Genomic DNA, 17,858 nt, shown 5'->3' with positions numbered 1-17,858 from the left:
TTACGAGAAATTAGACTTTATTTCAATCGATTTTATAAGGGATTAATAAAGTCATTTGGAACTTTTTGGTAATCTTTTTGGAGGCTAAATCCACGTCCCATAACTGTAGAAGCAGGAACAATGACGATAAAGGCGGTTTCATCTATTTTTTGGATTTCTTCTTGAACTTTCGGAACCTCATGAGTTGACAAGGTAGTCATAATCATATTTTGTGCATGTCCAGTATGTCCACCAAGAACTGGAATTTTTGTTGCTCCTCGATCAGCCACTCTAGTGATGTAGTTTAGGATTTGTTCACTATTTTGCGAAATGATTAGAAGATTTCGTGATGAATTGAGTCCGACCATCATTTTATCAATTGTAAGAGAAACAACTCCAAGTGAGAGAATGGAGTACATAACAGTATCAGGTGGAAAGGCAATAGCACTGATTGCGACAATGATTCCATCAACAATAAGTAGTACCATTCCTAGTGGGAGTGGCGTATACTTGTGGAGAATTTGTGTGATAATTCCAGTTCCCCCAGTTGAGGAATTTCCGTAAAAGACTATTCCTAGTCCTAACCCTAATACAATCCCACCAAAAATAGCAGCCAACAAAGGTTGTTTGGTGAGTGTAGGTAAGCCCTCGGTTAATTTAATAAAAGTTGGGAAGATAAGAGATCCATAGAAGGTTTTTAGGAGAACTTCGCGACCAAGAAAGCACCAACATAAAATTAACAAAGGGATGGTGGTTGCTAAGACGAAGTTAGCATTGTTCCAACCAAAAAGGGCGTTTAAACTAATGGCTAGCCCTCCGACACCACCCGAGGCAATATTATTCTTAACTAAAAGTGAGTTATAGCCAACCGAAGCTATAAAAGAACCGATTGTAACTAAAAGTATATCTATTATTCGACGTTTCATATATTATCTCCTAGAAATGATATTCTTATTATCAAGTCTTTTTAAGTTTCCGTCAAGTATTGACTATTTTGGTTGTATCTAAGGTTGTGTTTCACGTGAAACTAGAAACATAATCTTGACAAGAATAGATAAAACAATGTAGAATAATAGTCATCAGAAGAGTAATTCTTTCCTTTTTTATAGAGAGCTGGTGGTTGCTGAAAACCAGTATGAAGGTGGAATGAATGGGCTGAAGAGAATTGACGGTTAACGTGAACACATAAACGTTAGGTTTGGCACCCCTTATCGTGCAACTTCTTTGTTGAGAAGGTTTGAGATGATAGCTTCAGAAAGAGTTATCAACTGAGGTGGTACCGCGTATCAAAAGTGATTAACGCCCTCACGCATGTTTTTGCGTGGGGATTTTTTTTGTATTAGAGAGGTAATTATATGACGAAACCTATTATTTTGACGGGAGACCGTCCAACAGGGAAACTTCATCTAGGACACTATGTTGGTAGTTTAAAAAATCGTGTCCTTTTACAAAACGAAGATAAATATAACATGTTTGTCTTTTTAGCTGATCAGCAAGCCCTTACGGATCACGCCAAAGAGTCAGAGATTATCAAAGAATCAATTGGGAATGTTGCTTTAGATTATCTCTCTGTAGGTTTGGATCCAACGAAGTCGACTATTTTTATTCAAAGTCAGATTCCTGAGTTGGCTGAGTTGACTATGTATTACATGAACCTAGTTTCATTGGCACGTTTAGAGCGTAACCCAACGGTTAAGACGGAAATTGCTCAAAAAGGCTTCGGAGAATCTATTCCAACAGGCTTTTTAGTTTATCCAATTTCTCAGGCAGCTGATATCACGGCCTTTAAAGCAAATTATGTTCCTGTAGGTAATGACCAAAAGCCAATGATTGAGCAGACACGTGAAATTGCACGTAGCTTCAATCATACTTATCATTGTGATATTTTGGTTGAGCCAGAGGGAATCTACCCTAAAAATGAAGCTGCAGGACGCCTTCCAGGTCTAGACGGAAATGCTAAGATGTCAAAATCCTTAGGTAATGGTATCTTCCTTTCAGATGATGAGGACGCTGTTCGTAAAAAAGTCATGAGCATGTATACGGATCCAAATCATATTCGTGTGGAAGATCCAGGCCAAATTGAAGGTAATATGGTTTTCCATTATCTTGATATCTTTGGTCGCGAAGAGGATGCTACTACAATTGCTGAAATGAAAGAACATTATCAACGAGGTGGTTTAGGAGATGTGAAGACAAAACGTTATCTTCTAGAAATCTTAGAACGTGAGTTAGCTCCAATTCGTGAACGTCGTTTAGAATATGCCAAGGATATGGGAGAAGTTTTCCGTATGCTTGAAAAAGGTAGTCAAGCAGCGCGTGAAGTTGCTGGACAAACATTGGCAGAAGTAAAAGAAGCGATGGGAATTAAGTATTTCTAAGAAATAAAAAGTAGGGACTCAAGATAATCTGGAGCCCTATTTTTATTTGGAAAAAGGTTTTCTTAGAATCTTATGCGAAATCTGTTGACAAATCATTTTAGCATGATATGATATTAACAATTAAAAAATAGGCTGGGGTTTTTGTACCTCAAAACTTTGAGAAAAGAGGACGATTATAATGTCAAATTGGGACACTAAATTCTTGAAAAAAGGTTACACTTTTGATGACGTATTGCTTATTCCTGCGGAAAGTCATGTTCTACCAAACAACGTCAACTTGAAGACGAAATTGGCTAAAAATTTGACATTAAATATCCCAATTATCACTGCAGCCATGGATACGGTCACAGATAGTAAGATGGCTATCTCAATTGCTCGTGCAGGTGGTTTGGGTGTCATTCACAAAAACATGTCTATTGCGGAACAAGCTGAAGAAGTTCGAAAAGTAAAGCGCTCTGAAAATGGTGTCATCATTGATCCATTCTTCCTAACGCCTGAAAATAAAGTTGCTGAAGCTGAAGAGTTGATGCAACGTTACCGTATCTCAGGGGTTCCGATTGTTGAGACACTTGAAAATCGTAAATTGGTTGGTATTATCACAAACCGTGATATGCGTTTTATCTCTAATTACGATACTCCAATTTCAGAACACATGACTTCTGAGAAATTGGTCACTGCTCCAGTTGAAACAGATCTTGAAACGGCTGAAAGTATTCTTCATGAGCATCGTATTGAAAAGCTACCTCTAGTTGATGAAGAAGGTCGTTTGTCAGGACTTATTACTATTAAGGATATCGAAAAAGTTATCGAGTTTCCTAATGCAGCTAAGGATGAGTTCGGTCGTCTTTTGGTAGCAGGTGCTGTAGGTGTTACTTCTGATACCTTTGAACGTGCAGAAGCTCTTTTTGAAGCAGGCGCAGATGCTATTGTCATTGATACTGCACATGGTCATTCAGCAGGTGTTCTTCGTAAAATTGCTGAAATTCGTGCCCACTTCCCAGACCGTACTTTGATTGCAGGAAATATCGCAACAGCTGAAGGTGCGCGTGCACTTTATGAAGCAGGTGTCGATGTTGTTAAAGTAGGTATCGGACCAGGTTCTATTTGTACAACACGTGTGGTTGCGGGTGTAGGTGTTCCTCAAGTCACTGCTATTTACGATGCAGCTAGTGTTGCGCGTGAATACGGAAAAACAATCATTGCTGATGGCGGTATCAAATACTCAGGTGATATTGTAAAAGCTCTTGCAGCAGGTGGTAATGCTGTAATGCTTGGTTCTATGTTTGCTGGTACTGATGAAGCACCAGGTGAAACTGAGATTTTCCAAGGTCGTAAATACAAATCTTACCGTGGTATGGGATCAATTGCAGCGATGAAGAAGGGATCAAGCGATCGTTACTTCCAAGGTGCAGTTAATGAAGCGAATAAACTTGTTCCAGAAGGAATTGAAGGCCGTGTAGCTTATAAAGGTTCTGCTGCTGATATCGTATTCCAATTGATTGGCGGTATCCGTGCAGGTATGGGTTATACAGGTGCAGAAGATATCCAGGCTTTACATGACAAAGCTCAGTTTGTTGAAATGTCAGGTGCAGGACTTATTGAAAGTCACCCTCACGATGTTCAAATTACAAACGAGGCGCCTAACTACTCAGCTCATTAAAAAAACATAAAAGTACTTACTTCAGGTAAGTACTTTTTCTTTACATTAATTTTTACAGTAGGTTTACAATATATTTACACAAACAAAATTGTTAACAAAGGGTTTGGGTGAGTTTTCATTTACACTCTTTTTAACATCACTTGTCATATATGTAAAGCACAAAAAACAGAAAAACAAGTCGCTTAATCGACTTGTTTTTCACAAATAATACCATTCTTGACTAAGAAGGTCTTTAAATCGGGTGGTAGCTTACTCAGATGATCAAGTGAAGTTGTCGTCATGAAGGTTTGAACCTCTTCGTCAATACTTTCTAACAGTTTGAGTTGACGGTGATTGTCAAGCTCACTCATGACATCATCGAGGAGAAGAATTGGAAATTCACCTGTTACTTTTTTTATCAGAGCAATCTCAGCCATTTTTAAAGAAAGAATGAGACTACGTTGTTGCCCCTGACTGCCGAAAGATGCGTTCATGTCATTAATGTAAAATGTCAAATCATCCCTATGTGGACCAACACCAGTGTTCTTTTTGAAGATATCCCTTTTGTGATTTTGCTTTAACGTGGTTAAAAATGATTCACGAATAACTTTGTTATTCCCGAATGGTATATTAGATTCGTAGGAGATTTTAAGGCGCTCTATCTGATTTGAGAGATTACTATGATGTCTATCTGCCTCTTCCTCTAATTGCTTGATAAATTCTAGTCTATGTTCGATAACGCGTGCTCCAAAATCGGAAAGCTGTTCATCTAACACTGAGAGAAAATTAATGTCTACATTGTCAGTAGATTTGAGATAAGCATTACGTTGCTTGAGTACATGATTATAACTTGATAGGTCTGAAAGGTAAACAGGCTTAATCTGTCCTAAATCAATATCTATAAATTTACGTCTTAGGCTTGGAGATCCCTTTACAAGTTGTAAATCCTCAGGAGCAAAGAGTACCACTGTCATGTGACCGATATAATCGGATAATTTAGCTTGTTTGAGGTGGTTGACCTTTGTTATGCGGCCTTTATTAGATAAACTGATTTCCAGAGGTAGCTTTCCACTATGACGATGCACGATGCCGTTCAGTTTGAGAGTATATTGCTGAAATTGAATCAGTTCCTTATCTGAACGGGTCCGATGACTACGTGTCAATGCTAGAAAATAGATGGCCTCAAGAATATTTGTTTTCCCTTGAGCATTGCGACCAAGAAAAATATTGAGATGAGGTGAGAAGCTCACAGAGGCTTCAGTATAATTTCTAAAGTGTTGAATATCAATATTTTCGAGCCACATAGTTAGGTTCCTGGGAAACGAACGGGTTTTCGTTTAGTTTTATTGCCTTCTTTTGACGGATGTGCCTTTTGTTTCTTTTTATTATCCTGATTCATTTTTTTAACAATGGCAGCAACACGTGCTTTTTCAGCGACTTCTTTTTGATGCTCTTCAATTTCATTTGTTGTAGGAGCTACAATCGTTATTTCAAGTTTCTCAGACGGAATGGTAATAACATCTCCATAACGAAGTTTTTTTCCACGACGTTTTTCATCTTCACCATTGAATAAAACGGTATTGTTAGCTAAAAAACCTTTAATAGCTCCGCCACTATGAATGATACTTAATTCTTTTAAAAGTGCCTGCAGTGTGATGTATTCATCAAATAATTTATATTCCATAGTACCTCAACTTTCTCTTGAGATAAGATAGCATAAAAATGGTATAATTGGAAGCATAAACTTTTTAGAGGTTATCAATGAAAATTGCTGATGGTGTCTATGTACACTTCATTCCAACACAAAAATATAAAACTAATCGTATTGTTTTTAGAATGACAGGTTCTTTGAATAAACAGACAATTGCTAAACGAGCTCTGGTTTCACAAATGTTGGCTACAGCCAATCAGACGTATCCAACAGTACAGTCTTTTAAAGAGAGATTAGCTTCTCTTTATGGAACACAGTTGTCAACTAGAGTGTTAACTAAAGGCTTGACACATAGTGTTGACATAGAGTTGACATACCTGAAAGATGCCTTTATCCCTAAGAATAATGGATTATTTTGGGAAGTTCTAGGATTTTTGAAAGAGTGTCTTTACAAGCCACTGTCAAGAGTAGCTCAATACCAAAATAAAGTATTTGATATAGAGAAACAAAATTTAAAGACCTACCTTGATGTTGACACAGAGAATAATTACTATTACAGTGAAGTTAAGGGAAGAGAGCTTTATTTTGTAAATGAGGGCTTGAAAGTTCCCAAATATGGTCAAGCAGAACTTGTTGAAGCCGAGACTTCGTTTACAGCTTATCAAGAATTTCAAAGTATGTTGACAAGAGATCGTATTGATATCTTTATGGTTGGAGAATTTGATGATTATCAAGTACTCCAAGGTTTACATCGTTTTCCTTTGGAGGGACGTCAAGTTGATTTACAGTTTAGCTATAGTCAACCTTATGTCAATGTGGTGAAAGAAAAGATAGAACCTAGACAGAGTAGTCAATCTATTTTACAATTAGGGTACCAATTTTCATGTCAATATGGAGATAAAGATTACTTTGCTTTAATTGTATTCAATGCCATGTTTGGTGAATTTGCCCACTCTGCTTTATTTACAACGCTTCGAGAAAAGGAAGGATTGGCTTATTCAATTAGTAGTCAATTTGATGTCTTTACAGGTTTACTAGAAGTTTACGCTGGAATTGAAAAATCTAATAGAAATCAGGCTATGCGAGGAATTAGTAGAGAATTGAATTACATTAAATTAGGACGTTTTTCAAGTTCTCTCCTGAATCAAACCAAAAAAATCATACGAATGAATGCCCTACTCTCTGAAGATCATGCCTTAACATTGGTGGAACAACGTTTTAATAAGGTGATTTTTGGCGATAAAAGTCTTTCATTAGAGAATTGGTTAGATGAGATTGAGAAGGTTACTAAAAAAGATGTTTGCCGTGTAGCGCGTCAAGTTAAGCTACAGAGTTTGTTCTTTTTAGAAGGAGTGTCTTAGAATGGCTGCTTTGAAGAAACGTTATTATCAAAAAATTGATGAAGAAGTTTATTCAGCAATTTTAGATAATGGTATGTCTTTATCAATTATTAAGAAAAAAGGATTTTTAGAAAAAGCCGCCTTTCTGTCAACGAATTTTGGGGCGCTAGATAATCACTTTTATATTGATGGTGAGTTACAATCTTACCCTGCAGGTATTGCTCATTTTCTAGAACACAAGCTATTTGAGGATGAACAGGGAAGGGATGTGACATTGGATTTTGTCAAGCTTGGAGCTGATGTCAATGCTTTTACAACCTTGGATAAGACAACATATTATTTCTCTACCCTTGACCACTTTGAGGAGTCTTTAGAACTTTTATTAAAGTTTACATCAAAGTTTACAAGTTCTGAAGATGCTGTCAATCATGAAAAAAGAATTATTGAACAAGAAATAAATATGTATCAGGATGATCCTGATTATAGAGTATATCTGGGTTGTTTGCAAAGTTTGTATCCTAATACTATATTAGGACAAGACATTGCTGGAAGTGTTGATAGTATTGAAAAAATTACTGTAAATGACTTGAAAGATAATTTTGACTGCTTTTACAGGCCAGCAAACTGTCATCTCGTCTTGGTAGGTGATTTTGATGTTGAAGATGTTTACACTTTTGTCAATGAAAAACAAAGCGGGTTTACACTACCTGAGAGAATAGTTGAAAAAGAAAAGAACCCCATTGAGTCAGATATCCAAAAATTAGATAGTCTTCAAATGGAGATTTTCATCTCAAAGCTAGCCATTGGTTTTAAGAGTGTTCCTTTTACTGATAATCGTATGAGAGAAAACATACTGGTACAGTTGTTGTTTAATTTACTGTTTGGCTGGACGTCTCCTTATTATCAAAATTGGTATGCTGAAGGAAAAATAGACGAGTCTGTATCAATTGAATATGAGGTATCTAATCGATATTCATTTGTCATTATGACTATGGACACTGCAGAACCTATCCGTATGTCAAGCTTAATTCGTCAAGTGATGACGTCGGCAGATAAAAAAAGACTGTTGACGGATGAGGCATTGGATTTGCAAAAGAAAGCTTTCTATGGTGAATTTTTACGTAGTCTAGACAATATCCAGAATTTAGGAAGTCAGTATTTAGCTTATTTTGAGAATGATAAAACATACTTTGATTTTGGTCAGGAACTGATGAGCATTACTTCCAAGGATTTGAAGGATTTTTTGAATCATTATCTCTCAAATATAGAGATTACCGATTTTGTTGTCTTCCCTAAATAAGTGATTATTTGCTATAATAGAGACACGAAAACAAAGAAGAATATTAGAAAGGGGAAAAATGAAGTTACACTCTCTAGGTGAGCAATTACGTGCAGCACGTATAAAGAAAGAATTAAGTTTATATGATGTAGAAAAAATTTCTGGAGTAGAAGCTCAGTTTCTTCTGGCTATGGAAATGGATCAACTTAAAGCTTTGCCAGAGGACATTCAGCAAGAAGCGCTTGAAAAGTATGCCACTTCGGTTGGTTTAGATGGAAAGCGTCTGTTTGAGGAGCAGAGACAGAGCGAGCAAAAACTAAAAAAAGAAAAGAAACCAGTTGAACGTAAGGAAGAAAGCATAGCTACCAAAGCACCTATGTCACGCTTTTTAAAGCATAAACGTGAAGAAAAAAGAAAGTCTAACTATCTACCTTTACTAATTCTTAGTGCGGTTTCGTTACTTATCATTTGTTCAGTAGGTTATATTATTATTAGACATCTTTCTAATCAACCTCAGGTGATAAAACCGAATACTATCTCTACAGTTAATCATCTATCAACGGCTAGTAAGGCTAAATCGTCACGAAGCATTTCTGAGGTTACCGTTTCGGGGGCAAATGTAACAACGACAACTCAAGGAAATCAGCTAATGGTTGATTTCTCCAATGTAAATTCTTCAGTAGTTTTAGATGTAGAGTTATCAGAAAATAATGATGACACCTGGTTTTCAGTAGATAATTCAGAGACTTCAGAGAGTTACCTCCTTTCAAAAACGAAAAATTCAAAATACTCTTTAGATTTTTCTGATAAAACGAAACCAACTCAAATTATTATTGCTCAATCTTCAAAAGTAACTCTAAAGGTAAATGGGGAGTCACTTGATTTATCTCAATTAGATAAAAATACACCTAGCTACCTCACATTAAGAATCCAATAGAATCGAGAAGAAATGTTTAAAAAAGAAAATTTACCTAATTTATTGACACTTGCTAGAATTGTTTTGATTCCTATCTTTTTACTGATGACATCACTTGCGTCAAGTAATGTTATGCATATTGCTGCGGCGGTTGTCTTTGCTATTGCCAGTATTACAGATTATTTAGATGGCTATTTGGCACGAAAATGGCATGTTGTTACTAATTTCGGGAAATTTGCAGATCCATTGGCAGATAAGATGCTAGTGATGTCAGCATTTATTATGTTAGTCGGTATTGATCAAGCGCCAGCCTGGGTGGTTTCAGTTATTATCTGTCGTGAGCTTGCAGTCACAGGTCTTCGTCTTTTATTAGTGGAAAACGGTGGTACAGTTCTCGCTGCAGCTATGCCTGGTAAGATTAAGACAGTGACTCAGATGTTATCTATCATTCTATTATTGTGTCATTTGCATTTTATTGGAACAATTATGCTTTATATCGCTTTGTTCTTTACAATTTACTCAGGCTATGATTATTTCAAAGGTGCAGGTTTCTTATTTAAGGATACTTTCAAGTAGTACGATAAACAAATGATTGAAATAAAAAATTTAAAATTTAAATATCATCAAGATCAACCATCCTATATTCTTGATGATGTATCGTTTCACGTGAAACGTGGGGAGTGGCTATCCATTGTAGGGCATAATGGTTCTGGAAAATCCACGACAGCACGTCTTATTGACGGACTATTAGTGGCAGAGTCTGGGCAGATTATCGTTGATGGTCAAGAATTAACAGAAGAGAATGTCTGGGATATTCGTGATAAGATTGGCATGGTCTTTCAAAATCCAGATAATCAATTTGTTGGGGCGACTGTTGAAGACGATGTTGCTTTTGGTCTTGAAAATAAAGGTGTTCCCTATGAAGAAATGGCTTCAAGAGTTCAAGAGGCTCTGGAATTTGTAGGAATGTCAGAATTTAAGGATAGAGAGCCAGCTAGATTATCTGGAGGTCAAAAACAACGTGTGGCTATCGCAGGTATTGTAGCTATGAGACCATCAATTTTGATTTTGGATGAGGCAACTAGCATGCTGGACCCAGAAGGTCGCCAGGAATTGATTCAATCTATTAAAGCTATTCGTAAAGAATACGGAATGACTGTTTTATCAATTACTCATGATCTAGATGAGGTCGCTTTGAGTGACCGTGTTTTGGTTTTGAAAAAAGGTAAAGTGGAGTCTGTTTCAAGTCCTCGTGAACTATTTAGTAGAGGCACAGAGTTAATTGACTTAGGTTTGGATATCCCTTTTAGTGCATTATTAACTCAAAAGCTAAGAAATAAAGGTCTGATAGAGTGTGAAGACTATCTGACAGAAAAGGAATTGGTAGAACAATTATGGGAATCTCTCTCGAAAATGTAAGTTATATCTATCAAGCGGGTACTCCTTTTGAGGGGCGTGCCCTTTTTGAATTGACAACGACGATAAAAGATGGTTCATATACAGCCTTTATTGGACATACAGGAAGTGGTAAATCTACTATTATGCAGCTCTTGAATGGCCTCTATTTACCAACTAGTGGTCAGGTTCAAGTTGATGATACTATCATAACCAGTCAATCAAAGAACAAGGACATAAAACCAATTCGTAAGAATGTAGGTTTAGTTTTTCAATTTCCAGAAAGTCAGTTATTTGCAGAGACTGTTTTAGAAGATGTTGCCTTTGGACCTCAAAATTTCGGAGTTTCTAAGGAAGAAGCAGAACAACGTGCTATTGAAAGTCTAAAATTAGTTGGACTCCCGGAAGAATTTCATAGACAGAATCCTTTTGATTTATCAGGAGGGCAAATGCGACGTGTTGCCATTGCAGGGATTCTAGCTATGCAACCAGATATTCTAGTGCTGGATGAACCGACTGCCGGTCTAGACCCACAGGGACGGAAGGAATTGATGTCTCTCTTTAAGGAGTTACATCTTTCTGGAATGACGATTGTTTTAGTCACTCACTTGATGGATGATGTTGCCGATTATGCGACAGCTGTGAATGTTATGGAAAAAGGGCAACTGGTATTTTCGGGAGCTCCTAAAGATGTTTTTCAAAAGGTTACTTTTCTTAAAGAAAAACAATTAGGTGTTCCTAAAATTACAGAGTTTGCACTACAGCTACAAGAAAAAGGTTATCGATTTGAAACTCTCCCTATTACAATCGAGGAATTCGTAGAGGTGGTGTCGCATGGATAAGTTAATTATTGGACGTTATATTGTTGGGGACTCTTTTATACACCGATTAGATCCTAGAAGTAAATTATTAGCCATGCTGATTTATATTGTTATTATCTTTTGGGCTAATAATCCCTTAACTTATGCTGTAATAACTTTATTTACACTTTTCTTGGTTTTCTTGTCTAAAATAAAACTTGGTTTCTTTTTAGGTGGAATTAAACCAATGATTTGGATTATTTTATTTTCTACCCTATTTCAAGTTTTCTTCAATACAAAAGGGAGTGTGCTTTGGTCTATCGGCTTTTTAAAGATTACGGAAGTCGGTTTAAATCAAGGTTGGATGATATTTCTTAGATTTATCCTCATTATTAGTTTTTCTACCCTACTTACTCTAACGACAACACCTTTAAGTTTATCTGATGCAGTTGAATCACTTTTAAAACCACTTACTGTTTTCAAAGTGCCAGCACATGAAATTGGTTTAATGCTATCTTTGAGTCTACGTTTTGTACCAACTTTGATGGATGATACGACTCGTATTATGAATGCTCAAAAGGCGCGTGGTGTTGACTTTGGTGAAGGAAATATTATTCAGAAAGTACGGTCAATAATACCTATTTTAATTCCTTTGTTTGCATCAAGCTTTAAACGAGCAGATGCTCTGGCGATTGCTATGGAAGCACGAGGCTATCAAGGTGGTGAAGGACGAACAAAATATCGTCGACTTTCATGGAATAGTCGAGATACCTTATCAATTATTGCTATTTTAGCTTTAGGATTAATGCTTTTTTATCTTAAGAGTTAATTCGTTGAGATAAATAAAAACTAGGTCTTAAGACCTAGAAATTTTAGATGGACGCCCACGTAGGCGTTCTTTTTTCGTCTAATCCCAACCTACTTGTAATATTTTTAATATCCCTAACAAGGGGATGTTATATTTCCAAGGTATCATAGATACATGGTTATAGTTCTTCAGCTTAATCTGGATTGAAAAATCCCTATATAGAATAAGCCAGTTGATTTACCCATTAGTCATAAACAATAAAATAACTTAATATCTTTGACTAATATGGATTGGACTATAAATAGATAAAGGAGCATCATCATGCAAAAAAAGAATACATCTAACACTAAAAAATTAGGTCTTTTTGGACTTGTTACAGTAGCAACACTTGGAGCAACAGCCTTAGCTAATGCAGAAACTTACACAGTTCAAAAAGGCGATACCCTTTCAGCTATTGCTAAGAAGAATGGTACGACTGTAGATGAAATCGTTTCAAAAAACAGTATTCAAGATGCCAATAAGATTTCTATTGGTCAAAACTTAACAATTAATGAAACTACTGAAGAAACTACAGAACCTTCAGTTACAACAGAAGCAACAGAAGCAACTGCTGAATCAACACAATCAACAGAGTCTACACAAAGTGAAGATACTCAAGCAACCAATACAAATCTTTCTTCTTCAGAGGCAGCTGCCAAAGAAGAAATTGCACAACGTGAGTCAAGCGGTAGCTATACAGCTCAAAATGGGCAATATTATGGACGTTACCAATTAGCATCATCATATTTGAATGGAGACTTGTCTCCTGAAAATCAAGAGAAAGTAGCAGATAATTATGTAGCAAGCCGTTATGGTTCATGGACTGCAGCTCTTGCTTTCTGGAATGCTAATGGTTGGTACTAAATCATTATTACTGACTTATGAGGAAAACTAGTAAAACCTCATACAAATAAGGGAAAAATGCCAGATTTTTGGCATTTTTTTATTAAATTGATAAATAATTGTAACATTAGACATAATACAAATAATCGGCAGTAATATTACTAGGTTATGATGAATGTAACTAGAATTAACTAGGAGGGATTTATGTTTAAAAAAAGTTATAAGGGACGCCGTATTAAATTTGCAGCGAAGAAATCATTGGCGGTACCAGTAGCAATTGTAACAAGTTTTATTGTCATTTTGGCAGTATCACTGTCTACACTAATTAATAAAGGGTTGGTTAATGCATTTTCAGATTCTGTTACTCCAGCGCCTTCAACAGCATCAACAACGTCAGAATCGACAGCAGATTTAGTAAAATCAACAGAAATTAGCTCAAGTAAAGATAATAAGGCTAATAAAGAAAAGGTTGAAGAAAGTAAGCCTCAGTCAGAAACAACAGGAGAAGCGGTAGAAGCAGCTGAAAAGTCTCAGTCAGATACTGCTACTACAAGCACTGCTACAACGAGTACTGATACTACGTCGACTCAAAATACTGGGACAGCTCCTTCGGCTGCTGCAAGTGGTAGTGGGTCAGTTGTTCTCTCAAATGGTAACACTGCAGGAGAAGTTGGTTCTTATGCAGCGGCACAGATGGCAGCTGCTACTGGTGTTCCTCAGTCAACTTGGGAGTCAATTATTGCGCGTGAGTCAAATGGTGACCATACTGCAGCAAATGGTTCAGGTGCATCAGGTCTTTTTCAGACAATGCCTGGATGGGGCTCTACTGCAACGGTTGAGGATCAAATTCAATCAGCCTTGAATGCCTATAACGCACAAGGTTTGTCAGCTTGGAATTACTAATATTAATAGAAGTTGGGAGCATACTCTCAGCTTTTTAATTTGGATGTGGTTAATATGTTTTATAGAGCTTTTTGTTATAATAGGAATGAAAGGTATAGCAATGAAACAAATTTTTAAATCAAGAGAAAAGTTGTGGGTTTCTCTTATTATTATAGCTTTTGCTGTGTTATTGGTTACACCACAACTATTTACAAGAAAAGTCATTTTAGGTTCAGATTCCATCTTTCACTATAACAGATTCTATGAAGCTGCTATGCAACTAAAAAATGGTAACCTTTCTTACTTTTTATCTTTATATGGATTCCAACAGTCAGGCCGCATTGTCAATGCTCTTTACGGTCCTTTTTTTGCCTATTTACAAGGAGGGCTTGTTTTAATAAGTGGCACTTGGTTTCGTTATCAGATTGTGTCAAGGGTATTACTACATATACTGTCTGAGTCCTCAATGTATGCTTTGCTCAAGCAGTGTAAAGTTAAGACAACAATTGCCTTGTCACTAGGTTTACTTTATGCGACAACATTCTCTATTCAATACTGGACGATGCGTCAGGGGTTCTCTAGTTGGGGAGCAGCTTTACTACCTTTTTGTTTTATTCCAGCAATTCACTATGTCTTTTATCAAAAAGTAGAACCAATTAGACTTGCCTTATCTATGGCATTGATTTTTCAGGTTCACGTACTTAGTGCTTTGATGCTAGTGATGATGTATCTTCCTTTTTATCTTTACACTTTTGTAAAGTCTCCTATCGCAAAGAAAAAGGAAACCTTCGTGCAAGTCGTTATAGCAGTCATTCTGTTCCTCTTACTGACTGTCAATATCTGGTTAGTACTCCTATATTTGAGAGGGACTAATCACCTTTTAGATCCATTTATAAATAGAGAAATAGGTAAGAATGGGATAGATGGAACGGCAAGATACTGGCTATATACCCCAATTTCCTTAATGGTGTTACTCATTTTACAGTTTATTTACGCTGTTTTGAATTGGAAGAAATTTGCTAAATGGAAAAAAATACTGCATTTTATTTATTTTATCTTTTTCTTCTTATCGACAGGTCTTTTTCCATGGCAGTATCTAGTAGAAAATGGAAATACATTTGCTGAATTGATTCAATTTCCATTTAGATTTTTTGTTCCTGCGACTATTTTACTTTTAGCAATTACAGGGTTAACGGTCACGCGATTTGTAAACTGGCGAAAAAGTATTGCTGTTTTACTCTTTGCCTTTGCGGGCGTTGGTCTTATTCAGAATATGATGGATACTACCGATCGTGTAAAAACTGCGGCACAAGATGGTGAACTTATTTCCATTGTTAAACATACTTACGTTGAAGGAGATTACCAGACGATAAGTCTTACCATGAATGACAGTGACTTGTCACAGTTTTTAAATTTAGTTGTCAAACCCACACCAGATTACGTACCGATTTATGGGAAAATAGGTGAGCAGAATACTTACGATCTTTATTATAAAAATATCGTTACGAATCAGAAGGCAGAAAAGCTAGTAGAAGATGGTTATCTTGTATTAACTTGGCCAGCTGCTGAAGGGGAGGAACTGAATCTACCAATAGTTGTTTATAAAGATTCTATCTTGACACTAAATGGTAAAGAACTAGACAAGGATGACTATAGTTTGTCAACGATTGGTACACCGACCGTTTCATCACAAAAAGGACAGAATAAACTTGTGTTAAGTTATCAGGAGCCAGGATGGCTATTTGTAGCGTTAGTGATTCCAATAATAGTTCTGGGAGTAATAGGTTTACAGTGGCTTTACACAAAAATAAGTATAAAAAAGGTTGCCTAGTGGTAACCTTTTTGCATTATTCTTTAATCATGATATAATTAGGCTTGCGTGCTTTTACGCTTCAAAATCGACCTTCAAATCGATATTTGAATAACTAGACCCTTCAAGTCTATGTTAATTTTTATTTGATGGGAGGAGTTATCTATGACTGATAATTCAAAAACACGTGTTGTTGTCGGTATGAGTGGTGGCGTTGATTCATCAGTGACAGCCTTACTTTTAAAAGAGCAAGGTTATGATGTAATCGGTGTTTTCATGAAAAACTGGGATGACACAGATGAATTTGGTGTGTGTACAGCAACCGAAGATTATAAAGATGTAGCAGCAGTAGCTGATCAGATTGGTATCCCCTATTACTCTGTCAACTTTGAAAAAGAGTACTGGGATCGTGTATTTGAGTATTTCTTAGCAGAGTACCGTGCAGGCCGTACCCCTAATCCAGACGTTATGTGTAATAAGGAAATCAAGTTTAAGGCATTCTTAGATTATGCGATGACATTGGGAGCAGATTATGTGGCTACAGGACATTACGCTCAAGTTGTTCGCGATGAGGACGGCATTGTCCATATGTTGCGTGGTGCAGATAATAATAAAGATCAAACCTACTTCCTTAGTCAACTTTCGCAAGAGCAGTTGCAGAAAACGATGTTTCCCTTAGGACATCTACAAAAGCCAGAAGTTCGTGAGATTGCTGAACGTGCAGGTCTTGCAACAGCCAAGAAAAAAGATTCGACAGGAATTTGTTTTATTGGTGAGAAAAACTTTAAAGAGTTTCTTAGCCAATACTTGCCAGCTCAAAAAGGTCGTATGATGACTGTCGATGGTCGTGATATGGGGGAACATAACGGACTCATGTATTACACCATTGGTCAACGTGGAGGTATGGGTATTGGTGGTCAAAAAGGTGGCGATAATGCTCCTTGGTTTGTAGTAGGGAAAGATCTTTCTAAAAATATTCTTTACGTGGGTCAAGGTTTCCACCATGAGTCGTTGATGTCAACTTCACTTGACGCTTCAATGATTCACTTTACTCGAGATATGCCAGAAGAATTTGAAATGGAATGCACAGCAAAATTCCGTTATCGTCAACCTGATAGTAAAGTTACTGTAAAGGTTAAGGGTGATAAAGCAGAGGTTATTTTTGCTGAACCTCAGCGTGCTATTACACCTGGTCAAGCCGTTGTTTTCTATGATGGTCAGGAATGTTTGGGCGGCGGTATTATTGACCAAGCGTATAAAGACGGAAAAGTTTGTCAGTATATCTAACTGGAGGTAAGTATTAACGATGGGTTCCCAATTGTTTTATGCATTTATGGCATTTTTCGCTATAATGAATCCAATTTCAAATCTTCCTGCTTACATGGCTTTAGTAGCAGATGATAGTCAAAAAATTTCACGAAAAATTGCTTTTAGGAGTCTTTTGATTGCCTTTGTTATTATAACTGTTTTTATCTTTTCAGGAGATTTCATTTTTAAAGTATTTGGAATTACAATTGTTTCTTTCAGAATTGCTGGTGGAATATTAGTGGCCGTTATCGGTTATCATATGATTAATGGTAATCATTCACCTAGCTATAAAGGAATGGAGCAGCAAGCAGTAAATTCAGATCCAATGTCTATTGCTATTTCTCCTCTTGCAATGCCGCTTTTTGCAGGACCAGGAACAATTACAACTGCCTTAAGCTTGGCTAATGGAGGTTTGCGGAATCAACTAATAACCGTAGTTGCTTTTGCTATACTATGTGTAATCACTTATCTCCTACTAAGAAGTGCAAAACAAATTGCAGGCTTCTTGGGAAAAAATTTGATGAAAATTATAACGAAAATGATGGGACTTTTACTATTCTCGATAGGAATACAGATGATTATCGTCAGTGTGCAGACCTTGATCAAACAGTGATTTGCATTGACAAAATGATTTGATTTGATAAAATAACTTTAACAATAGTCATGATGGTCAAAGCTCATGAGAATTGTACGTTTTTGCGTACAGTTTTCTGGAGTTTTGGCTATTTTTGTAGGAAAAAAATAAAGAAAGGATGGGGCAGTTGATTGTAAATCACTGCATAAATCTAAAA

At 36.6% G+C, this 17,858-nt stretch carries 17 protein-coding genes and 1 other annotated feature; of the genes, 14 read left to right on the top strand and 3 right to left on the bottom strand.

Annotated features, from left to right (window positions below; genetic code table 11):
* Positions 1-32: 32 nt before the first annotated feature.
* On the bottom strand, positions 33-905 hold the full coding sequence (locus H7U02_RS01175) for a YitT family protein (RefSeq protein ID WP_037599377.1): 873 nt from the start codon (positions 903-905) through the stop codon (positions 33-35).
* Positions 906-1,049: 144 nt separating this feature from the next.
* Positions 1,050-1,289, top strand: a binding site (T-box leader).
* 45 nt (positions 1,290-1,334) lie between these two features.
* Here H7U02_RS01175 and trpS point away from each other — a divergent pair.
* Both trpS and guaB read left to right on the top strand, forming a co-directional pair.
* Positions 1,335-2,357: a tryptophan--tRNA ligase gene (gene trpS, locus H7U02_RS01170; protein ID WP_073689258.1), complete on the top strand. Its 1,023-nt coding sequence runs from the start codon at positions 1,335-1,337 to the stop codon at positions 2,355-2,357.
* Positions 2,358-2,535: 178 nt separating this feature from the next.
* Complete coding sequence (gene guaB / locus H7U02_RS01165; RefSeq protein ID WP_021144763.1) at positions 2,536-4,017, top strand: IMP dehydrogenase; 1,482 nt, start codon at positions 2,536-2,538, stop codon at positions 4,015-4,017.
* A 182-nt stretch (positions 4,018-4,199) separates the two neighbouring features.
* Here the strand turns inward: guaB and recF are convergent, their stop codons facing one another.
* Positions 4,200-5,300, bottom strand: a complete 1,101-nt coding sequence (recF, locus tag H7U02_RS01160; RefSeq protein WP_073689259.1) for a DNA replication/repair protein RecF — start codon at positions 5,298-5,300, stop codon at positions 4,200-4,202.
* 2 nt (positions 5,301-5,302) lie between these two features.
* Positions 5,303-5,680: a S4 domain-containing protein YaaA gene (yaaA, locus tag H7U02_RS01155; RefSeq protein WP_037599372.1), complete on the bottom strand. Its 378-nt coding sequence runs from the start codon at positions 5,678-5,680 to the stop codon at positions 5,303-5,305.
* A 77-nt stretch (positions 5,681-5,757) separates the two neighbouring features.
* On the opposite strand from yaaA, the gene yfmF reads away from it, so the two are divergent.
* From yfmF to H7U02_RS01095, 12 genes are all read left to right on the top strand, one after another.
* Positions 5,758-7,008 (top strand): EF-P 5-aminopentanol modification-associated protein YfmF, encoded by a 1,251-nt coding sequence (gene yfmF / locus H7U02_RS01150; protein WP_073689260.1) that lies wholly within the window; start codon positions 5,758-5,760, stop codon positions 7,006-7,008.
* 1 nt (position 7,009) lies between these two features.
* Positions 7,010-8,287 carry an EF-P 5-aminopentanol modification-associated protein YfmH gene (yfmH, locus tag H7U02_RS01145; RefSeq protein WP_073689261.1) on the top strand — a complete coding sequence of 426 codons (1,278 nt, stop codon included), beginning with the start codon at positions 7,010-7,012 and terminating at the stop codon, positions 8,285-8,287.
* A gap of 58 nt (positions 8,288-8,345) precedes the next feature.
* Positions 8,346-9,203 carry a helix-turn-helix domain-containing protein gene (locus tag H7U02_RS01140; protein ID WP_073689262.1) on the top strand — a complete coding sequence of 286 codons (858 nt, stop codon included), beginning with the start codon at positions 8,346-8,348 and terminating at the stop codon, positions 9,201-9,203.
* Between the two features lie 12 nt (positions 9,204-9,215).
* Positions 9,216-9,758 (top strand): CDP-diacylglycerol--glycerol-3-phosphate 3-phosphatidyltransferase, encoded by a 543-nt coding sequence (gene pgsA / locus H7U02_RS01135; protein WP_002892178.1) that lies wholly within the window; start codon positions 9,216-9,218, stop codon positions 9,756-9,758.
* A gap of 12 nt (positions 9,759-9,770) precedes the next feature.
* Positions 9,771-10,601: an energy-coupling factor ABC transporter ATP-binding protein gene (locus H7U02_RS01130; RefSeq protein ID WP_073689263.1), complete on the top strand. Its 831-nt coding sequence runs from the start codon at positions 9,771-9,773 to the stop codon at positions 10,599-10,601.
* The gene (locus H7U02_RS01125; RefSeq protein ID WP_073689264.1) at positions 10,577-11,419 is read left to right on the top strand and encodes an energy-coupling factor transporter ATPase; all 843 of its coding nucleotides are present in this window, start codon (positions 10,577-10,579) and stop codon (positions 11,417-11,419) included. Before H7U02_RS01130 ends, H7U02_RS01125 begins: the two co-directional genes overlap by 25 nt.
* A complete protein-coding gene (locus H7U02_RS01120) occupies positions 11,412-12,206 on the top strand; it encodes an energy-coupling factor transporter transmembrane component T family protein (RefSeq protein WP_002892171.1) in 795 nt (264 codons plus the stop codon). The genes H7U02_RS01125 and H7U02_RS01120 overlap by 8 nt, the downstream gene beginning before the upstream one ends.
* A gap of 300 nt (positions 12,207-12,506) precedes the next feature.
* Positions 12,507-13,088, top strand: coding sequence for a LysM peptidoglycan-binding domain-containing protein (locus tag H7U02_RS01115; protein WP_073689265.1), 582 nt, complete (start codon positions 12,507-12,509; stop codon positions 13,086-13,088).
* A gap of 183 nt (positions 13,089-13,271) precedes the next feature.
* Positions 13,272-13,970 carry a transglycosylase SLT domain-containing protein gene (locus H7U02_RS01110; protein WP_073689266.1) on the top strand — a complete coding sequence of 233 codons (699 nt, stop codon included), beginning with the start codon at positions 13,272-13,274 and terminating at the stop codon, positions 13,968-13,970.
* A gap of 100 nt (positions 13,971-14,070) precedes the next feature.
* Entirely contained in the window at positions 14,071-15,780 is a 1,710-nt protein-coding gene (locus tag H7U02_RS01105; protein WP_073689287.1) for a hypothetical protein, read from the top strand.
* Positions 15,781-15,924: 144 nt separating this feature from the next.
* Entirely contained in the window at positions 15,925-17,046 is a 1,122-nt protein-coding gene (mnmA, locus tag H7U02_RS01100) for a tRNA 2-thiouridine(34) synthase MnmA (RefSeq protein WP_002892162.1), read from the top strand.
* Positions 17,047-17,065: 19 nt separating this feature from the next.
* Complete coding sequence (locus H7U02_RS01095; protein ID WP_073686048.1) at positions 17,066-17,680, top strand: MarC family protein; 615 nt, start codon at positions 17,066-17,068, stop codon at positions 17,678-17,680.
* Positions 17,681-17,858: the final 178 nt, after the last annotated feature.

This window comes from Streptococcus sp. 3.1 (genome assembly GCF_016648915.1).
Classification (GTDB): Bacteria; Bacillota; Bacilli; order Lactobacillales; family Streptococcaceae; genus Streptococcus; species Streptococcus salivarius_E.
Note: the sequence above shows the minus strand (reverse complement) of the source record. Positions and strands in the feature narration are given on the sequence as shown.

Bases quoted from the DNA above. Each gene is read 5' to 3' on its own strand.
- H7U02_RS01175 (WP_037599377.1), bottom strand. From the start codon at position 905: ATGAAACGTCGAATAATAGATATACTTTTAGTTACAATCGGTTCTTTT.
- trpS (WP_073689258.1), top strand. From the start codon at position 1,335: ATGACGAAACCTATTATTTTGACGGGAGACCGTCCAACAGGGAAACTT.
- guaB (WP_021144763.1), top strand. From the start codon at position 2,536: ATGTCAAATTGGGACACTAAATTCTTGAAAAAAGGTTACACTTTTGAT.
- recF (WP_073689259.1), bottom strand. From the start codon at position 5,300: ATGTGGCTCGAAAATATTGATATTCAACACTTTAGAAATTATACTGAA.
- yaaA (WP_037599372.1), bottom strand. From the start codon at position 5,680: ATGGAATATAAATTATTTGATGAATACATCACACTGCAGGCACTTTTA.
- yfmF (WP_073689260.1), top strand. From the start codon at position 5,758: ATGAAAATTGCTGATGGTGTCTATGTACACTTCATTCCAACACAAAAA.
- yfmH (WP_073689261.1), top strand. From the start codon at position 7,010: ATGGCTGCTTTGAAGAAACGTTATTATCAAAAAATTGATGAAGAAGTT.
- H7U02_RS01140 (WP_073689262.1), top strand. From the start codon at position 8,346: ATGAAGTTACACTCTCTAGGTGAGCAATTACGTGCAGCACGTATAAAG.
- pgsA (WP_002892178.1), top strand. From the start codon at position 9,216: ATGTTTAAAAAAGAAAATTTACCTAATTTATTGACACTTGCTAGAATT.
- H7U02_RS01130 (WP_073689263.1), top strand. From the start codon at position 9,771: ATGATTGAAATAAAAAATTTAAAATTTAAATATCATCAAGATCAACCA.
- H7U02_RS01125 (WP_073689264.1), top strand. From the start codon at position 10,577: ATGGGAATCTCTCTCGAAAATGTAAGTTATATCTATCAAGCGGGTACT.
- H7U02_RS01120 (WP_002892171.1), top strand. From the start codon at position 11,412: ATGGATAAGTTAATTATTGGACGTTATATTGTTGGGGACTCTTTTATA.
- H7U02_RS01115 (WP_073689265.1), top strand. From the start codon at position 12,507: ATGCAAAAAAAGAATACATCTAACACTAAAAAATTAGGTCTTTTTGGA.
- H7U02_RS01110 (WP_073689266.1), top strand. From the start codon at position 13,272: ATGTTTAAAAAAAGTTATAAGGGACGCCGTATTAAATTTGCAGCGAAG.
- H7U02_RS01105 (WP_073689287.1), top strand. From the start codon at position 14,071: ATGAAACAAATTTTTAAATCAAGAGAAAAGTTGTGGGTTTCTCTTATT.
- mnmA (WP_002892162.1), top strand. From the start codon at position 15,925: ATGACTGATAATTCAAAAACACGTGTTGTTGTCGGTATGAGTGGTGGC.
- H7U02_RS01095 (WP_073686048.1), top strand. From the start codon at position 17,066: ATGGGTTCCCAATTGTTTTATGCATTTATGGCATTTTTCGCTATAATG.